The 20,566-nt window shown below is 44.0% G+C and carries 8 protein-coding genes; 3 read left to right on the forward strand and 5 right to left on the reverse strand.

The annotated features are described in order from the left end of the window. Nucleotides 1-208: 208 nt before the first annotated feature. Entirely contained in the window at nt 209-2,659 is a 2,451-nt protein-coding gene (locus AC1DUD_RS07675; RefSeq protein ID WP_477373238.1) for a glycoside hydrolase family 95 protein, read from the forward strand. A 52-nt stretch (nt 2,660-2,711) separates the two neighbouring features. Further along, on the forward strand, nt 2,712-4,637 hold the full coding sequence (locus AC1DUD_RS07680; protein ID WP_477373240.1) for a glycoside hydrolase family 97 protein: 1,926 nt from the start codon (nt 2,712-2,714) through the stop codon (nt 4,635-4,637). 99 nt (nt 4,638-4,736) lie between these two features. On the opposite strand, the gene AC1DUD_RS07685 is transcribed toward AC1DUD_RS07680, so the two are convergent. The 5 genes from AC1DUD_RS07685 to xyl3A all read right to left on the reverse strand — a co-directional run bounded on the left by AC1DUD_RS07685 (nt 4,737) and on the right by xyl3A (nt 19,353). Continuing rightward, nucleotides 4,737-7,007, reverse strand: a complete 2,271-nt coding sequence (locus AC1DUD_RS07685; protein WP_477373242.1) for an FG-GAP-like repeat-containing protein — start codon at nt 7,005-7,007, stop codon at nt 4,737-4,739. Between the two features lie 93 nt (nt 7,008-7,100). After that, entirely contained in the window at nt 7,101-10,673 is a 3,573-nt protein-coding gene (locus AC1DUD_RS07690; protein WP_477373244.1) for a VCBS repeat-containing protein, read from the reverse strand. 107 nt (nt 10,674-10,780) lie between these two features. After that, nucleotides 10,781-12,340 (reverse strand): RagB/SusD family nutrient uptake outer membrane protein, encoded by a 1,560-nt coding sequence (locus AC1DUD_RS07695; RefSeq protein ID WP_477373246.1) that lies wholly within the window; start codon nt 12,338-12,340, stop codon nt 10,781-10,783. A 24-nt stretch (nt 12,341-12,364) separates the two neighbouring features. Next, on the reverse strand, nt 12,365-15,556 hold the full coding sequence (locus AC1DUD_RS07700; RefSeq protein WP_477373248.1) for a SusC/RagA family TonB-linked outer membrane protein: 3,192 nt from the start codon (nt 15,554-15,556) through the stop codon (nt 12,365-12,367). A gap of 1,202 nt (nt 15,557-16,758) precedes the next feature. Continuing rightward, nucleotides 16,759-19,353, reverse strand: coding sequence for a xylan 1,4-beta-xylosidase (xyl3A, locus tag AC1DUD_RS07705; RefSeq protein WP_477373250.1), 2,595 nt, complete (start codon nt 19,351-19,353; stop codon nt 16,759-16,761). 318 nt (nt 19,354-19,671) lie between these two features. Here xyl3A and AC1DUD_RS07710 point away from each other — a divergent pair, with 318 nt between their 5' ends. Further along, complete coding sequence (locus tag AC1DUD_RS07710) at nt 19,672-20,565, forward strand: sialate O-acetylesterase (protein ID WP_477373252.1); 894 nt, start codon at nt 19,672-19,674, stop codon at nt 20,563-20,565. Nucleotide 20,566: the final 1 nt, after the last annotated feature.

Here is a 20,566-nt window from a genome sequence, read left to right on the forward strand (position 1 = left end):
AACCCGAAACAATAAGGCTTTATCATTGCACATTGTCCCACGGTAATTATAAAAAAATCACAGTGCATCTAACAGAACAAAATTGTTATAACTATGTCGATTATTTGCATCCCGTGCACATCACCTACGCTATTTTAGTGTCGCGTCGTGATTACCTACGCCACACCTGCAAGGCTGCAAACTTATGAAACCATCTTACACTTAATTCATGATTAAATTTCCTATACGACAAATACTGCTATTAAGCATAGCCGTTGCTTTTTCGTCCCTGGCACAAGGGCAAACCGTAAATAACCGGAACATACTGTGGTACACCCAGCCTGCAGCCAACTGGAATCAAGCGCTGCCCATTGGCAACGGCCGGATTGGCGGAATGATTTTTGGTACCCCGGCCATGGAACGCGTGCAACTCAACGAAGCCACTATTTGGGGCGGAGGGCCAAATAATACAATTGACTCAGCGGCAAGGCCGCATGTTGACGAGGTAAGGGCGCTGCTTGCACAAAAAAAATATGCCGAAGCGCAAACGGCCGCTAATAAATACCTTGGGCCAAAAGGCAACAGTGGCATGCCATATCAATTGGCGGGAAATCTTTATATTAATTTTCCGGGCCATGACAATGTAACAGACTACCGCAGAGACCTCGATATTTCTAATGCCACCGCCACTGTAAGTTACACCAGCAAAGGGGTTCATTATAAACGCGAATTTTTCACGTCATTTTCCGGCAATGTGCTGATGGTTCGTCTATCCGCCGATAAACCCGGCATGATCAACTGCGTGGCGAAACTTCAAAGTCCGCTGGCGGTACAAACAACCAGCGGCCAGGGCACAGTGATTTTAAGCGGCAAAGGCAGTGACCATGAAAATCAAAAAGGACAAATTAAGTTTGATGTGTTGGCCAGGGCAAAATCTAACAGCGGTACAGTTAAGGTTGATACCGCGGGCATCGTTATATCAAATGCCAATAGTGCCGTTATTTATTTATCGATAGCTACAAATTTTGTTAACTATCATGATATTTCTGCCAATTCACTTAGCAGGGCGATGAACATCATTGATAAGGCTTATCCACGTAGTTTTGATGAGTTGCATAGCAGCCATGTCCGGATTTTTCAATCGTACTTTAATCGTGTCAAACTCAACCTGGGTTCTACTGATGCGGCTGCCCAGCCAACCGACCTGCGGATCCAGAATTTTGCGGGTAATGATGACGCGCAGCTTGCAGAACTGTATTTTCAATTTGGCAGGTACTTGTTGATATGTTCTTCGCAACCTGGGTCGCAGGCCGCCAACCTTCAGGGGATTTGGAATGGTGAACTAAAAGGCCCATGGGATAGCAAATACACAATAAACATCAACACGGAAATGAATTACTGGCCGAGCGAAACCACTCAGCTGCCGGAATTAAATGCCCCCTTGTTTAATTTAATCAGCGATGTTGCCGTTACGGGAAAGGCCCAGGCAAAAATCATGTATGGTGCCAGGGGGTGGATGCTTCATCACAATACCGATATATGGCGAATAACCGGCGTTGTTGACGGCGCGTTTTGGGGTTTGTGGCCTACGGCTAATGCCTGGCTATGCCAGCATATCTGGGACCATTATCTTTTTACGGGAGATAAGGTATTTCTTGCAAAATATTACCCGGTTATGAAGGGTGCAGCTCAGTATTTTATCGATGTACTTCAAAAAGAACCTGACCACGGATGGCTTGTCGTATCTCCATCGGTATCACCCGAGCATGAATACATTCCTGGTAAGGATGGGGTATCTGTTACTGCAGGCGCAACGATGGACAACCAGCTTGTTTACGGTCTTTTTACAGAAATAATGCATGCCGCCGGGGATTTAAAGATCGATAAAGGCTTTGCCGACAGTATCGCGACTCTTAGGGCCAAGTTACCGCCTATGCAGGTTGGCAAATATGGCCAGCTTCAGGAGTGGCTTGAAGACCTTGACCGCACCGACGATGATCACCGGCATGTATCGCATCTTTACGGCTTATTTCCGGGTAACCAGATTTCTCCCTTCAGGGACCCGGAACTTTTTAGCGCTGTCAAGAATTCGCTGCTGTACCGTGGCGATGTTTCTACCGGCTGGTCAATGGCCTGGAAAATTAACTTGTGGGCGCATTTGCTCGACGGCAATCACGCTTACAAATTGATAAAAGATCAGATAAAACCGGTAACCGGTAGATCGGGCGGCACATATCCCAACTTTTTTGACGCCCATCCGCCATTTCAAATCGACGGAAACTTCGGCTGTACCTCCGGCATTGCCGAGATGCTGCTGCAAAGCTATGATGGTTCAATTCAACTTTTGCCCGCCATACCTGACGCATGGAAGAAAGGAAATGTATCCGGCCTTGCAGCCAGGGGCGGCTTTACTGTAGATATGGAATGGGCCGGTCATCGTATTACTAAACTTGTAATTCACTCCCGAATCGGCGGCAATTGTCGTATCAGGGCGAACCAGCAGCTGACAAACGGCATTCTGAAAAAGGCTTCGGGCCAAAACAGCAATTCCCTCTACAGAATAATTGAAATACAAAAACCTGTTATTCATCAAAACGAAAAAGATCTGTCGGTAAAATTGCTTGAAAGCTGGCTTTATGACTTTCAGACACAAGCGGGCAAAACCTACCGTATCATTTAAGCCACAATTTTCTGATCAATGATCTATGCATTATTAATAAAACCTATCATAAATGTCGAAATCACTTAAACATTGTTTACTTCTGTTCATCAATATAAGTATCTTCTGTTCAGGTAATCTGTTTGCGCAATCCAACAAATTAACGTCACCTAATGAATTGATCGCTACGAATATCACCCAGGATACCGCCGGAAACTGGGTGCTTACGGTATCCTATCATGACAATACAATCATTTCCAAAATTAAACTTGGACTGATGCGTAACGACGCTGACTTTTCACATCACCTTCGCTTAAAGTCCGCAGGCAAACAACTGCCTATTCACGATGAATACGCCACCTTGCATGGCAAAAAATCACAGGTAATTAATAACGCCAATGAAAAAACATTTCGGTTCCTCAATACATCTAAACAGGAGATGGACCTGATTGTGAGAACGTATAATGATGGCATAGCATTTCGTTACCGTTTCCCGGAGCACACTTCGGGCCAATTCAGCATGACAAATGAACATACTGCCTACCAGATACCGGATGATGATAAACGTTGGCTGCAAAAATTTGTGAGAAGCTACGAGGGATTTTATCCGGAGCAGAATAATAACTTTAAAACGGGAGAATGGGGGTATCCTGCATTGTTTCAAACCAATAGCAATTCAGCTAACTGGATGCTGATCACTGAGGCGGATATAGACCGAAATTATTGCGCCACAAAGCTCAGCAACAACAGCACTCCATCCGAATATAAATTGACTTTCCCTTCAGAAGCCGACGGCAATCACATCGGCGACGTTAACCCGTCTTTTTCCCTCCCATGGCAATCGCCATGGCGGGTAGTAATTATAGGTAGTTTATCAGATGTAGTAGCTTCAACCCTTGTTGACGATGTTAGCAAACCTGCGGCCAAAAATGATTATGCCTGGGTTAAACCCGGCGTTGCCTCCTGGGTGTACTGGGCTTACAATCACGGTACTAAAGATTATCAGCGACTTTGTCAATATGCAGATCTTGCCGCACGCATGGGCTGGCAATACACTCTGTTTGACTGGGAGTGGAATGAGATGGGCAATGGCGGCGATTTGGAAAAGGCTGTACAATATGCCCTGGCCAAAGGTGTTAAGCCGTTGATCTGGTATAATTCAGGCGGCAAACATAATACTGTTCCTGCCGAGCCACGCGACCGCCTGATAAGCCGGGAAAACAGGGACAAGGAATTTACCTGGCTGAAAAAAACAGGCATTTATGGTATTAAAGTCGATTTTTTTGAAAGCGACAAGCAAAATATCATGAACTATTACATCGACCTTATGGAAGATGCGGCGCGATACAAATTGATGATTTATTTTCATGGCTCAACAGTGCCAAGGGGATGGAGCCGGACTTATCCCAACCTGATGACAATGGAAGCCGTTGCCGGCGCCGAACAATATAATAACGGCCTCTTTTTTACCCAGGAAGCGGCCCGGCATAATGCCACATTGCCCTTTACCCGTAATGTTATCGGCCCAATGGATTATACGCCGGTGACCTTCACAAATTCTCAGCATCCGCACGTTACATCATTTGCGCATGAACTGGCCTTGTCTGTAGTATTTGAATCAGGGATACAGCATTTAGCCGACCGGCCGGAGGGCTTCGACAATCTGCCGTTTGCAGAGCATTTATTTTTAACCCGCGTACCCGCCGCCTGGGATGATACCCGGTTGTTATCCGGGTACCCGGGAAAATCTGCTGTTATCGCGCGCAGAAAAGGTAACAACTGGTTTATCGGTGGAATTAACGGCGAGAACCGCCCGGGGCAAACAACTATCGATTTCAGTTTTTTACCTAAAGACAGGCGTTACCGGCTAACATTAATGGCGGATGGCGATCATAATATGGCATTTCGAGAACAATATCTTACTGTATCGTCAACGGATAACTTACAGATAAAATGGCTGCCACAAGGTGGGTTTGCCGCTTACATAGAAGAATGGTAACAAAAAGCGGGGTTGTATCCCGGTGGGATACAACCCCGCTTTTTATGATCGTAACAGTTCAGGGACATTATTAATTAAAACCTATTCAGAACCAACATTTTACATCTTCATCGCCATCGACATCCCCGCCATACTATTGAAATTAAGCTTTTTTAATTGAACAAAAACGGGCTTTCCGTTTCCTTCTGTAATGTGGTAAAATTGATTTACCCTTAAATTTTGAAAACGTTGAACGGTATGGCTGCCGGCCCACGTAATTTCAAGTTCTTCGATAATGGCGGCACGCCCTACACCTATTTCTGTTTGTATCGGCGATGACCCAAAACTGCCGCCAGAATTTATGTCCCGGTAAACACTTCTTTTAACACGCTTATCAATAAAGGTTATTTTTAAATGACTGCCGATAGCGGCTTTATTGCTTTTTATGCCTTCTGCTTTTATACTTATCCAGTTGTTATCGTTCTGGCCAGGGTTTACATACAAGGCGCTGGTGTAGGCATCGCCGGCGTAAGCTCCTCCCATTTCAATGAAAATATCCTGCAAACCACGGTTTCTAAAATCGGCGAACGCTACTCCGTGGCCTTTTTGCAGATTTCCTGTCCTGGAAATGCTCGTTATGTCTTCAAATTGCTTTCCTTCCACGTTCCTGAACATCTTATTCGGTATAAGAGAGCCAAAATCCGGGTTTCCCGTACCAAAATAAAGGTCGGGAAAGCCATCGTTATCAATATCTCCGAAGTTTGCGCCCATGCTGAATACTACTTTATCAAGCCCCGTCTGTTTAGAAACTTCAGTGAATGTGCCATTGTGGTTGTTTTTATACAGATAGATATTTCCTCCATTCGATATAGGCTTGCCAAGCGCTTCGGCAGCGGAATAGTAACCCAGCGGGGCGTCGAATTTGTAATCTGCAGCCAGGATATCAGGCCACCCATCATTATTATAATCAAAAAACCAGGTGGTAAAAGTGCTGTTGGTGTTTGCCAATATTCCCGATTGTTTTGTAACATCTTCAAAGTCGGGAATATTTCCCTTTATACCTTTGTTTTTTAAAAGATACTTACGCCCATCCATTGTCGAAACAAATACGTCCGGCCATCCATCGTTGTTAAAGTCTGCCGATGTAACACCTTTTACGTATGACATGATATCGCAATGAGATTTATGACCAACCTCGGTAAACGTGCCGTTGTGATTGTTCACATAAAGCATACTCCTATGTATGTTAACGCTGTCGCCATTATTAAAACCCTCTGCTCCAACAAATACATCGAGCCACCCGTCGTTATTAAAATCTGCCCAAACGGCTGCCTGGGTAGGGTGATAAAAAAGCAACCCGGCGGGTATCGTCACATCGGTAAACGTCCCATCGCCATTGTTCCGTAGCAGGGAGGGTGGCTGGTCACCAAAACCATTTTTTTTCCAGGCGCCCCGCAACACAAAAATGTCCATCTTGCCATCGTTGTTGTAATCGGTTTGCTGAATGTTCAATCCCCCGGTAAACTTCAATAATCCGCTGGATTCGGATTTGTCGATAAATGTTCCGTCCTGGTTGTTTTGAAAATAATGCATGTGATCATCAAGTTCTGTTCCAGATGTTACGATGTCCAGATAACCGTCGTTATTAAAATCATCTGCAATAGCGCCCCCTGCCCTGCTGTTCAGTTTAATACCAACATCGGCAGCCATATCGGTAAACGGCTTTATTTTTGCCGCGGATGTTTTGCCGAGGTCGGGAATTAAAAACGATTTGGGTACACTATCCGGATAGTGGCCCAGCGTCATGTAAGCGATATTGAGCATCCACCGGGATTCGAGGTCGGCTGGATGCTTTTTCAAGATACGTTCATAAACGGTAATAGCTTTTCGCGACCCGGTTTGATTTACATGAATTGCATTATCCCTTATAGGGTAAGTACAGGACATTCGGTTGTGATTCAGCATACAATTAGTTCGTTCGCCTAAACGCATGTAGGCCAGGCCCATATCAGGTTCAAACAAATCGCCTTTTGAACTGTCAGCACCGCCCGCCATTTTTTCGTAGATGGCAACTGCCTGTTTTTCGTCGCCCGTTTCCAACAATAGCTTAGCTTTGGTATATAGAATATAAAAGTCATTTCCCCGGCCCGGCAGCTTCAGTAAACTATCGCATTGCACCACTTTCGCTTCGGGGGAAAAAGGGTTCCGGATATCGTAATCCTTTTGGTTCAGGTCTGATATGATCTGGATCATCTTTCGCTCCGATGATTCCCGGCATGATGAAGCCAGCGAGACAAGCACCATCAATGGCAAAAATTTTGAATAAATATTTATCCTTGTTCTTCTGTTTGCTAAACTCAGGAAAAAACGGACAACTGCATTTTTTAACATCTGTTCAGTAATTATTAATTGAACCTTACTCCTTCTTGAAAAACTCCGCCAATACATAGGGTGTTACCCACTCAATGCCACAAGCGGATATTATCAAAACCTGATCTCTCTAACCTTGCCGTTATTGGAGATAATCTTCACCTTTTGCATATCGGGGCTAACTTTCAGAAATCTTGCCGATTGTGATAAGAAAGATGAGCCATAATAAAACTCCTGCCTGGTAACTGAACCATCCTTTGCGGATACTTCGGCATATATATCCTGTGGCCCGATCTTTATTGTTTTTGCCGGTGTATTAAGCTTTAATAACTGCAAATTCCCGCTATGCTGACTGGCAGACAGATAGTACCTGTTATCTTTACCTGTAAGTTTTACCAGGGCTTTCCCATCGCCGGGAAAATAGATTCCGCTTTGCAAAATCGACAAAGGTTTGAACCCCCCTTTACCATCTCCCTTTAAAAGCAAGCCGTTTAAGGCATCGTATCGGCCTACCGAAACATTTGTACCATAATCATTTCCGTTAATAGCGACGTCTAAATTGCCATCGCCATCAAAATCATCAACCACCATTCCGTTAATGGCAGAAATCTGGGCATAGTCGGGCAGCGGGTGCATCCTGAACTTACCATTACCAAGATTTTCAAGGTAACAGGAAGTCAGCGTATTGGCTTTTAACCGCAGGGCACTTTTCCATTGTTCCGGCGACAGCAGATCCTGCATTGTCGCATGCCCAAATGACCGGTAGTTCACAAATTTTTTCCGGAGGCTGATCATTTGCTTAACGGCATCGTCACGGACAAAGGATGGAAATTCGCGCTTCACACCATCAGTATCGGGAAGAAAGAGGGATGGGAAGGCATCGGTGGTTTTCCGCTTATCAAAGTCGCCCGCTGTAATATATACTGGCTCTTTGTCGCTGGCTTTAAAAAAGCTATTCTTTCCCAAATTGCCAACAATATAGTCGATCTTACCGCAATGCCTGAAGTCGCCGGCGGCGATGGAATTCCACCAGCCAATTTTATCAGCGATACCCGAGCCCGCTGTGGAGTTAACGAATTTGCCCTGAACGTTTTTGATAAATGTAATAGGCATCCATTCACCTGCGATAACAAGATCCGGCCAACCATCATTATCGTAATCTGTAACCAGGGCGTCGCAGGTCAATCCCAGGTTTTTCAAACACGGGGCAACAGACGAAGTAACATCGGTAAACTGCAGCTTGCCGGGCCTGCTATCGTTACGTAAAATAAAACATGATACAGGGTTGGGATAATGCCAGGGATCGACGCGGCCGGTTATCAGCAGATCCAATTTACCATCCTTATTATAATCAAATGCTCTTACGCATAACTTGCTTGTCAAATTGCCGGGCAATGCATCCTTTTGTTCGGCGAAATGACCGTGACCGTCATTAATATAGATCCGGTCTGCATAATTTTTCGAACCGGACGCGCTTTGATAGCCACCGCTGGCAACATACAAATCCGGCTTTCCATCACCATCAGCGTCAAACAGTAATAAACTTTCATCTTTATAATTCGTGCTATCCGGCTTGGCGTCTATTAAAATCCGCTGATTAAACTTCCCATTAGCCTGTTGCAGAAAAACCTGGGCAGGAAATTTCTTGTTACCACCAATAGCTATATCATCGAGGCCGTTGCCATCAATATCCCCGGCTGCAAGTGCCGGAGCATACGCGGATAATTTATGAGGCAATAGCTTTTGGATAGTAAAATCGGGGAAGTCATCTTCTTTGTGCTGGTAATGAATGCCGGCGGAGCCCGTAATTTCTGTGAATAAGGCGCCCTTGTTTTTTTGCGGTATAATCCAGTTATAAGGCTGATGTGCATTACTGATACTAACCTTTAGCGTTTGGTTAGCACTTACATTTTTCAAAACCTGCTTGTAATTGTTTGGCCATCTAACCACAACGGAATCTAAAACGTCATACTTTCCAAGGCCAAAGTGCGCGACACTCTGAACAGACGACAAGTATCCGCGATAAGGATTATTTTCATATACCTGATGTTTGCCACCGGCGTAATAAATATCCGCCCATGCACCTATGCCATCCCTGTTAAAACGGTCACCGCTGAATTTGATTTGCAGGTAATTTGATGGTTTGGGAGTGAATGTCCGGCTATTATTTTTATAAATAAGCGCTTCGTCATTGATATTGTTGATCACCATATCCATCGCCCCATCATTATTCAGGTCTGCGTAAGCAGCGCCGTTTGAAAATGTAGGCAGATCCAGCCCCCATTGGCTTGAAACGTCGCCAAAGTTGAGGTCACCATTATTTTGAAACGCATAATTATGAATCTTAACTGTTGGTATCTGATCTATAATAGTTTTTTTTGAGGCTGTAGCATAAGGATTGTTTCTGAAAACTATAAAATCGTGATCGGTAACATCCTTCGGGAAACCATTAGTTACAACAATGTCACGGTAACCATCATTATTAAAATCCGTTATCAATGGCGTCCAGCTCCAATCGGTCTCGGTTATCCCACTCTGAAATCCGGTTTCACTAAATATCGGGCTTCTGATAGAGTCATTCTGTCCCAATCCCGGCCCCTGGTTTATCTGCAAAGTATTACGGGCATATTGATACTGATAGGCATAATGATTAAACAACTCGTAAGACTGGTAACTTTCTGGCATCGACATCATTTTTTTCCGGTAATTATCCGGCGGCGACATATCCAGTTCAAACACATCGGCTAATCCGTCGTTGTTGAGATCTTCAAAATCCTGCCCCATCGAGTTCATCGATGTGTGCTTAAAGTACTCTTTAGATTTATTGGTGAAAGTGCCATCACCATTATTAATATAGAGGATATTGGGCGATATAAAATCATTGGTAACGTAAATATCCTTCCATCCGTCTTTATTTATATCAACAATAGTTGCTGCATGTCCATAGCCTTCTATGGATATGCCGGCTTTTTTTGATACATCAATAAATACCGGATGCTTGAGTTTATCATCCCATTTACCTTCATATAGCCTCCCTGTGCTTTTACCACTTCCATCCGCTATTATCGGGCGGAACTGGTTTGCATAGTAGCCATCCCCTGGCCTGTTAACGGTGAGGTACATATCCAGCTTACCATCGTTATTATAATCAAAAAACACCGCCATAGTAGAGTAGGCCTGGATATCGAGCCCATATTCTCTGCCTTCTTCCTTAAAGTGCGGTATCCCCTCTTTATCAAGACCCTGGTTAACGTAAAGCAAATTTTGCCGTTTAACACTATCCTGTAACAATGAATTGCATACATAGATATCCTGCAAACCGTCATTATTGATATCTATAACAGCAACTCCCCTGCCCCATTTTCCCAGGCCATTTACACCGGCCTTATCGGTAATGTCTTCAAATTTAAAGTCGCCGCGATTCAGGTACAGCTTGTTTGATACCATGTTGCCCGAGAAATAGATATCAGGCAAGCCATCGTTGTTAAAATCGCCAATACCAACTCCGCCACCGTTATAAACATTGGCATTATCAATTGGATTGATGGAATCGTTTTCGGTAATCAAATTATTAAAGGTGACACCCGAGTGTGATGATGGTATCAATTCAAACAGTGTTGCCTTCTTTTTTGCGCACGAAAAAAAAACAACCGCAACGAATAATAAAGCCGGGTAAAATTTCTTCATTTATAAATTGGTTTATATGGAAAAGATAGGCTGTTATGCACAGCCTATCTCTTTAACAAGTCCGGAAATTTACATTTTTAACTGCTATTGTATAAGCAAGTTAATTATTAATAGCCAGGATTTTGATGTCCGTTTACTTTAGGGTTGTTATCCAGCTCGGCCTGAGGAATTGGTAATAGTTCATCCCGGCCTTTCTTGAAATAGGAGAATGGATCGGTGGTGAAATATTGTTTTTTCCTCCAGCGAAGGATATCGATATTCCTAATTTCCTCACAACCCATCTCCACCATTTTTTCGTGCATGATTGCTTTTATAACATCAGTTTTTGAAGCAACCGGAAATTGGGCTGTTGGATAAGAAGGCATGGCAACATCTGCCCGTGCGCGTAACATATTAAGATAATTAACAGCGGCAGCGGTATTACCAAGCTCATTTTCGCATTCGGCAAGCATCAATATAACCTCGGCATATCGAATAATACGTTGGTTATTGCCGCCCGGGTGGAAACTTGCTGCAGGCAAACCTTCCTTGTAAATGATCATAAACTTGCGGAAACTGATCTTTTTAGTAACGCCGTTCATTACCGACGAGTTACCGTTCTGATCGCCGTCTAAAAGCACCGACGCACCTTTGTTATAGACGTCACCCGTTTGATAACAGGTGTAGTGGAAGCGTGGATCAGATTTTGTTGCGCCGGTAGCAGTGTTCTCAAATTCGTTAATCAATTTATTTGACGGAATAAGGTTTCTCCATGCAATGGGGTTATACTCCTGGTTACGCACGGTAGATTGCGCTTCGGTAGGGCTATCACCACCCCAATTAAAGCCGCCATCGTTTTTATCAACAAATACGATCTCAAAAATGGATTCGCTGTTGAATTCGGTCTCCTCCTCAAAATTATCAAGGTACCTGGCAGTAAGGGTATAGCCGTTTGCTCCGGTTGTAGGAATTTTTAAAAGGGCCGCTTTTGCACCTGCGTAATCGCCCGTTTGCATCAACACACGGCCCAGCATGGCGTTTGCTGCCGAGGCGGTTGCCCGGCCCTTATCAGTACCGGACTTTTCAGGAAGAACAGCTGCTGCATCCTGAAGATCTTTAATAATTAATGCATAAACCTCGGTTTCGGATGCGCGTGGTTGAAAATCGGTGGCAGTCTTAACAGCCGCAGTATAAAGCGGCACTCCGCCCCATTGCGAAACAAGGTCGAAGTAAGCCCAGGCACGCAGAAATTTAGCCTCACCAACAAGGCGATCACGAAGTGATGTGTTATCAGTTACGTTTGGTCCATTTTCGATAGCTACATTCGCTCTGAAAATTGTTGTATACCAGGTGTTCCAAACAGAGTTCAGCACCGAGTTGGTAGGATCAGCATTCCCATTAAGCATTTGTCCCCTTGGGGCTTCAAGCTGTCCGCCGCCGCTGGCAACCTCATCACTCCTGAGGTCGTGAATAAAAAACCATTCTCTTGATACTAATCCCAGTGAATGGATAGAAACATAAATGGAATTTACGCCCTTGGTTAGCTGATCGACGGTCTTATAGTATTGGTTAGTTGTTACGTTATTGGGGTCGCTGGTGTTAAGAGATCCTTTCTTGCAGGAATTCACCGTCGCCGCTACTATGATAGTTGTAAGGGCCGACCACAAGAATATTTTTTTAGTTTTCATCGCTATATCTTTTTAAATTTATCGTTAAAAGGTTGCCTGTAAACCCAACTGAACTGTTCTTGGCTGCGGATACTGGCCATAGTCGATACCGTTAGTAAGGGTACCGTTACGTGAGCCTATTTCGGGATCAAGACCTTTATATTTAGTGAAGGTTAACAGATTGGTTGATGCCGCATAAATCCTGAGCCTGTTCAACGCGTTGTCTGTTTTTGACCTTAACCATGCGGTAGGAAAATTATAGCCTATCTGCATATTTTTAACCCGCAGGTACGAGCCGCTTTCAATCCACCTGGTTGAAGGTCTTACGTTGCTGTTCGGGTCACCAGAGATAGAGCGCGGGATATTTGTATTGGTGTTTGTAGGCGTCCATGCTTTTAAAACATTAGTACCGGCATTGAATAGCCTTGGCATACCTTCAAGAATAATTCTTTCAGCATTAAATATCTTATTGCCATAAACACCCTGGAAAAACACAACCGCGTCGAAATTTTTATAAGAGGCGCTGTAGTTTAACGAATAAGTGAATTTTGGCAGATAGCTACCAATGAAGGTACGATCTGCATCATTAATAACACCGTCGTGGTTTACATCCCTGAATTTAATGTCGCCGGGAGCGGCACCAGTTTGGGTTGGCGAATTTTTGACCTCGGCCGCGTTTTGAAATATACCGTCAACAATATATCCATAAAATGATTGTACAGGCTGTCCAACTACGGTACTGGTTATAGGGCCACCACCGCCGTAGTCCGCATCGCCACCGGCGGTAATGGAGGCATTGGCAGTACTAAGCGTTAAAACCTTGTTTCTGTTCAGTGCAAAGTTTCCGGTAATGTCGTATCTAAACTCGCCTTTTGTTTTATGATAGCCCAAAGTGATCTCAAAACCACGGTTACGCATCGATCCTACGTTAGCTAACGTTCCGGCACCATTAAAACCAAAGCTGGGCGGTGTAGGTACGGTTAATAAAAGATTATCGGTTTTTCTGTTATATACCTCAGCGGATAATGTAATGGCATCCTGAAACAAGCCCAGATCTAAACCGATGTTGGTTTGCTTGGTTGTTTCCCATGACAGATCGAGGTTGCTTAAACCACTGTAATACGATGCGTTTCCAAGATCCGTTATACTACCGTTGAAAGGATAGGTAGCTATGTTTGCCGATATAGGCTGCAAATATGGATAGTTACCTAATACGGTACCGTTAATACCTGTTACACCATAACCGGCTCTTAATTTTAACGAAGAAACCGACGTAATAGATTTCATGAAACTTTCCTGGTCTACCTTCCAGCCTAATGACGCGGCGGGGAAGCTTTCATGTTTGTGCCCCGGCGCAAACACTGACAGGCCGTCACGACGTATTGATCCTGATATCAGGTACTTGCCTTCAAAATCATAGCCCAAACGAGCAACTTCTGAAACAAGGAGGTTGGTACCGTAGGTATAATTTGTATAAAGGTTAGTGGCGCCATTTAGTGTTTTCACCGTATTGGTATTTTGGTTACCCGATGATACCTGGTTATCACCTCGTGAGCTTTGGGCCTCGTAAACTAAAACGGCGTTAACGTGATGTTTGTTAGCGAACGTTTTATCGAAAGTTAGCTGCTGCGAGTACAATTGAGTGGTGCTGGCGCCCCTGGTGTAATTTATAATAGCGGTTGGCGATTGAGAAGTACCACCGTCATTATAAATAGGTGTATACGTATTGTTCAAATTGGAGCCGTAATCAATACCGTAAATTGATTTAAAGTTAAGCCACGATGCAAACTTCAGCGTAGCGTAAGCATTACCGTGGATAGTATAGCCGTGGTTTGTATTGCTAATGAGTTTGGCTGCCTCAATAGGGTTAGTTGGATCCGAACCGTCGAAGCTGTTTATTGGCCCCTGGAAGCCGCCGGCATTATTTGGGTTATATACAGGCAAATATGGCTGCATCCTTACCACGTTTGTTATGGCAGTACGGTTGCCCGCATCTACGCCGTAAACCTGATGATTAACGATGGCGTTGAATGTTTCGCCAAACGACAGAAATTTACTGATCGTATGATCAGCGTTAACGCGAATCGCCTTATGGTAGGCACTTAAGCCCTGGGCAATACCCTGCTGATCAAAGTAATTTGCCGAAGTGTAAAAGCGGGTTACCGCGTTGCCGCCGCTCAATGCCACATTATGTTGCTGTATAGGTGCATTACTTCTGAAATAAGCATCCTGCCAGTTAGTGTTAGTTTGGGCAAAGGTTTGAGAGCTACCCGCATAAATTGGCTTGTTAAAGTTATCTGGCTGCAGGCGCGGCGGTAAAGCTATGCCGGCTGCACCGTTTAGCGCGCGCTCATATTGCAGGTACTGCTGGGTATTAAGCAGGTCGTACTTTTTTATAACGTTTTGTACACCATAATATGAGTCGATAGTAACTTCGGTGCGGCTATTATTGTTGCCTTTTTTAGTGGTGATGATGATAACACCATTTGTACCCCTTGATCCATAGATCGCCGCGGCGCTGGCGTCTTTCAAAACGTCGATACTTTGAATATCCTTAATATCAACGCCTGTAAGACTGCCGGGATATCCATCCACTATATACAAAGGATCGGATCCGAAATTTACGGAACTGATACCGCGCAATGAAATGATGGCCCCGGTTCCCGGACTACCATTACTGGTCACGCTAAGACCGGCTATACGACCTTGTAAGGCTTCAATGCCACCCACAGGTAAAGATGCCAGGGTTTTACCGCTAACCGACGACACCGCTCCTGTAACCTTGGCACGTTTTTGTGATCCGTAACCAACCACAACTACTTCTTCCAGGTTCTTGGTGTCCTTTTTCATTTGCACTTTTAACTCAGTACCGCTGGTAACCGTAATCTCTTGCTGGTTAAAGCCTATTAACTTAAAAACCAGTACGGCTGAATTTCCGGGTACTGATATTTTAAAGTTACCGCTGGCATCAGTTGTTACGCCCTGCGTTGTGCCTTTTATTGCAACCGACACGCCGGGCAGGGGTTGGTTATCTTCATCAGTAACTTTGCCTGAAACGTTAAAGGCGGGCTTCATTTTTAAAGCACCATTTTTATTGATGCTAATGCCGTTTACCAAGCCTGCCGAACCACCGGTACGCGCAATTGACACCGACGGCATAGCAAGCGCACATCCGGTTAGGATGAGCGTAGCGTAACGCCACCTTTTATTATAAATTTTTTGTAAAGAATACTTCATGTTGTTAAGGTTTAAAATGTTCGATGTTATAAGAAAGTAGCGGCGACTTTTGAATTTGCGCACACCGTTTCTGTATCGTTTATGTGGCAAATGCCTTCAAATCGTTCTAACTCAATTTTTGGCATCCTTGCCGGAATTAAAAGATGATGTGCAAGTTGCCAGTAGTAGATGCCCGGGACTTAAGCCGGAATTAAAACTGTGTTTTTGTCTTTCCATAATTTTCGTATTAAGTGATTGATAATTAATATTTAGGTTTTATAACATTTAAAATATTCGAAACAAAACGCATCGCTTTGGCTTTCCGCATTCAAATTGGCTCAGTCAATAATCTCCGCAAGACTGTAAGTTCATTTCGTTAACGCGATATAAACAGATGCCATAATGCGGCCGTTTCTGTTACACAAATTATAATTGGTTATACATGTACAACGTTTTGTTGGCTGTACCTCTGTAACAACCATCAACTGGTCGAAACAATGAGCGTAAAAGTATCTTTAGTAGCTTAGCCGATGGCGCAATTTTTATCTAAATCTTACAACATTTGTTTAAGCTAACCTCTTACATCAAAATTCTCTTGTAGTTCAACAACAGTAGTAAAAACAAAAGAATGAGGGAAGCCCGACATCACTACCGGATTAATTAAATTCTTAAAAAACTGATTTACAAAGCATTACATACATAATAAAACAAAACGATCTAAAGCTGAATGTCTTTTCTCAATCAAAAATTTGTGCTGGCTTATGGATTAGGAGGTAAAATATGATTAAAAAACAATCGATTGCAAAAAATAAAAAAAGGACAATTTTCGGGGGTTGTTAAAACAATAAATACCCATATCTGCCACTATCTGAAAACCATTTTTTTTGAACTTATAGCAGATTAGGTTATCCGGGAAGACAGCATTTCCAAGCATTAGTAACTATGCTCAAGTGGCTGGATGTGTTTTTATGATAATGCTTTTAAACCAAATTAAAAGACTTCTGTCCCCCTTAGCACAGATAGGTTTCATTTTCAAAATCTGCTCTGCACTATAGGGAAAAAAAATAAGGACAGCCTCGCGCTGTCCTTACAACCAATTTTAAAGAAAGAAAAGTAATAAGGAGAGGTTATTTATTCTTGTTTATTATTTATTGTCAATAACCTTTAAAACAGGAAGCCATCGCCGCCGATTTATAAGATTGATACGCTACTTTTTAATAATATCATTTGATGGTTACCTTGGCTAACTTTAAATCGTTCTTATCCGAGCTGGTGCCATAAAACACTTCATATTGACCAGGCAATATCGTTACGGTAGCATTTTCCGGATCAAAGAACTCAAATGTCTTCGGCGGCAAGTTAATAGCTGCCAGTGTTGTTTTTCCGGCAGGGATAGCTACACGCTTAAACGCGCGTAAAGTTTTAACAGGCCCTTCAGTATCGCCCATTTTATGAATATACACTTGTATTATTTCGGTACCATCACGCCGGCCTTTATTATTTACAGGCACAGATAATTGTATTGATTCGTTAGCGGTAATGGTGTTTTTACTCAGCGTGGCGTCGCCTATTTGAAAATCGGTATAACTTAAACCGAAACCGAAGGGAAACAATGGTTCCTGAGTAAGATAGCGATAAGTATGGCCTTTCATTTGGTAATCACTAAAATCAGGCAGTTGGTTAATATTTTTATAAAAAGTGACCGGCAACCGTCCAGCTGGGTTATAATCACCAAACAGCACGTCGGCAACCGCTTGTCCGCCGGCTTCACCGCCATACCATGCCTGTAAAATCGCTTCACAATTTCCGGTTTCCGGTACCAGGCCTACTGCAGATCCAGAGCAACTTATAAAAATCACTTTTTTTCCTGCGTTTTTAAGCGCTGCCAGGCAGTTTCGCTGTACCGCCGGCAGCTCTATATCAGTACGGTCGCCTCCTTTAAAACCTGGTAGCTGAATGGGCATTTCTTCCCCTTCCAGGCGTGGCGAAATACCTCCTGCAAAAATAACGACATTAGCATCTTTAACTTTATTGACCAACGCGTCATAACTTATAGATACTTCCTTACCGAAGTTGAAGAACAAGTTCGCTGCCCAGTTATTGAGCTGTTTATAGCGTAACTCAATTTTATAGCTTTTTCCAGCCTCTGCCTGCAAGTTATAACGCGCAGGTAATAAGCGCCAGCTGCCATTACGCAGTACCGACTTTCCGTCGATCAGGAGTTCCCCCCCACCCGTACATTCCAATTTAAAAACGATATCGCCCGTAATTGATGGCTTATAAACTGTTTCGTACCGTGCAGAGAATTCCTCGGTGTTAACGCCTTGCGCAAACTGATGCGCGCCAAAAGTTGTAAGCGACATCGGCCCGGATACTTGGGTGGTTATAACAGGTGCCCCCTCCATATTACGGTTGTTCCAATAAGTAGCCTTTATGCCTGACTGGCCGTCAAAACTGCTTTCAGCAATACCGGTTTCAGTAACCTTGTCGTCGGTCAGGTCGCAGGCTTTGTCATAAATGATTTGACCGGGACTTAATTTCGATTTGATGCCTTCTAAAATATTAATGGTACTTGCCGGGGTGCCGTTATAGTTTCCCCAAAGCATTGGCGAGTCATCAGCATTAGGGCCAATTATCGCTACTTTTTGCAGTTTTTTACTTAAAGGCAAAATATTATTCCTGTTTTGAAGTAAGGTCATCGTCTCATGCGCCATGTCAAGTGCCAGCTTTTGATGTGCAGGCGAATTAACAACCGAAAGCGGAATCTTTGTCCAGGGAACTAATTCGTCTTTATCCATCTCGCCCAGTTCAAAACGTTGTGTCATCAATCGCACCACGCTGACATCAATATCCTTTTCCCTGATTAAACCACGGACAACCGCGTCCGGTATTTTATCAAAAGCATAGCCTACGCATTCCACATCGGTACCGGAGAGCACCGCCTTAGCCGATGCATGCTCGGCATCGGATGAAGATTTGTGCGTGCGATAAAAATCGGTAATAGCACCGCAATCAGATACAACAAGATATTTAAAACCCCAGTCCTGTCTTAAAATCTGGCCAAGCAACCTACTGTTACCGCAACAAGGCTCATCATCGAGGCGCTGATAGGCGCACATCACTTCCCTCACATCGGCTTCGGTAACAAGAGATTTGAAAGCGGGCAGATAGGTTTCCCATAAATCGCGCGCGCTAACATTGTTAATGTTTAATTCGTGCCGGCTCCATTCGGGTCCGGAGTGTACCGCGTAATGCTTTGCGCAGGCCAGCAACTTACGGTACCGTGCACCGGCCGGGCCTTGCAGGCCTTTTACAACAGAAACGCCCATGCGCGATGTAAGGTAAGGGTCTTCGCCGTAAGTTTCCTGGCCGCGTCCCCAACGCGGATCGCGAAAGATATTGACATTCGGCGTCCAAACCGACAGGTCATGAAAACGCTGGCTCTCTCCTTTCTTTTTGTAATCATTATTTTTAGCCCGTGCTTCGTCAGATACAGCGTCGAAAACGTGAAATAACAACTGGTCGTCAAAAGACGCTGCCATACCCACCGGCTCCGGAAAAACCGTTACCGGCCCCTGGTTGGCGTAACCATGCAGCGCTTCGCTCCACCAGTTAAACTTTTTGATACCAAGACGGGGTACCGCGTCAGAAACATCTTTCATCAACCCAACCTTTTCTTTTAGGGTAAGCCTTTTCACTAAATCCTTCGCCCTCGTTTCCGACGGCAGTTTTGGATTTTGATAAGGAATTTTCTGCGCATCCGCGTAAATAGTGTAAAAGAGTCCGATGCTTATCAGTAAACTTTTTTTAAGGTTCATATAGTTTATTAATTAGTCTGCTTTGCGCAATCAAAAATATCGACGGGTATAAACTTTAAATGACACGCATGTTGAAAAGGTTAACACATTGGTTTACGGAGATTGAAACAATGCGAGCGTTTTTTAAGGCGTGTTGCTTCTGTTGTGCGCGGCTTACCAAGCTTGTAGCCACCGCCGTTACGGTCAGAATCCGAAACCGGCATCAACAACTGTTATAGCACTTTCAACAATTGTTGTAATAACATATTTGGCGGTTCAGCTACTTTTATTGAGTGGCTGCCGGGCTATTTGTCCGCTGTAAAATCACAAAAACATAAAATGAATACAAGAGCCTTTTTTTTCACCTTGTTCGTAATCATCTCATTATTTACCGGCACCGCATCCGCCCAGAACAAAAAGTTTTATATCTTTTTGTGCTTTGGCCAGTCAAATATGGAAGGTAATGCACGTATTCAACCCCAGGACACTGTTGTTGACCCGCGTTTACAAGTATTGGAAACGGTTGACTGCCCTAACCTTAAACGTACCAAAGGCAACTGGTATACTGCTGTACCGCCGTTAGCGCGCTGTAACACAGGGCTTACCCCGGCCGACTACTTTGGTCGCACCCTAATAGCCACCCTGCCCCATGATGTAACAGTTGGTATTGTCAATGTGTCGGTAGCAGGTTGCAAAATTGAGTTATTCCAGAAAGACAGCTACAAGAGCTATGCAGCCACTGCACCAACCTGGATGGTAAACATGATAAATGAATACGGAGGAGATCCTTACGGCCATTTGGTGGAGATGGCTAAACAGGCACAGAAGTATGGGGTGATCAGAGGAATTTTGCTGCACCAGGGCGAATCAAATCCTAACGACACACTTTGGACGCAAAAAGTAAAAAGCATATACGATATGCTTACTAAAGATCTTCATCTCAAACCCAGGAAAGTTCCGTTACTGGCCGGCGAACTGGTTAATGCGGATCAGGACGGCAAATGTGCCGCGATGAACCAGATAATTGATAAGCTCCCGGATGCTATCCCAAACGCTTATGTGATCAACTCGGCCGGATGCCCGGCTGCACCCGATAAATTGCACTTCACGGCCGAGGGCTATCGGATCTTAGGCACACGGTACGGGTTAAAAATGCTCGGTTTGCTGGGTTACAAATCGCAAGCTCCCACCGATCCTGCAACTGTTCAAGTAACAAAGAATACCGGCGGGTAAG

The sequence above is a fragment of the Mucilaginibacter sp. P4_A11 genome (genome assembly GCF_056402535.1).

Bases quoted from the DNA above. Each gene is read 5' to 3' on its own strand.
- AC1DUD_RS07675 (WP_477373238.1), top strand. From the start codon at position 209: ATGATTAAATTTCCTATACGACAAATACTGCTATTAAGCATAGCCGTT.
- AC1DUD_RS07680 (WP_477373240.1), top strand. From the start codon at position 2,712: ATGTCGAAATCACTTAAACATTGTTTACTTCTGTTCATCAATATAAGT.
- AC1DUD_RS07685 (WP_477373242.1), bottom strand. From the start codon at position 7,007: ATGTTAAAAAATGCAGTTGTCCGTTTTTTCCTGAGTTTAGCAAACAGA.
- AC1DUD_RS07690 (WP_477373244.1), bottom strand. From the start codon at position 10,673: ATGAAGAAATTTTACCCGGCTTTATTATTCGTTGCGGTTGTTTTTTTT.
- AC1DUD_RS07695 (WP_477373246.1), bottom strand. From the start codon at position 12,340: ATGAAAACTAAAAAAATATTCTTGTGGTCGGCCCTTACAACTATCATA.
- AC1DUD_RS07700 (WP_477373248.1), bottom strand. From the start codon at position 15,556: ATGAAGTATTCTTTACAAAAAATTTATAATAAAAGGTGGCGTTACGCT.
- xyl3A (WP_477373250.1), bottom strand. From the start codon at position 19,353: ATGAACCTTAAAAAAAGTTTACTGATAAGCATCGGACTCTTTTACACT.
- AC1DUD_RS07710 (WP_477373252.1), top strand. From the start codon at position 19,672: ATGAATACAAGAGCCTTTTTTTTCACCTTGTTCGTAATCATCTCATTA.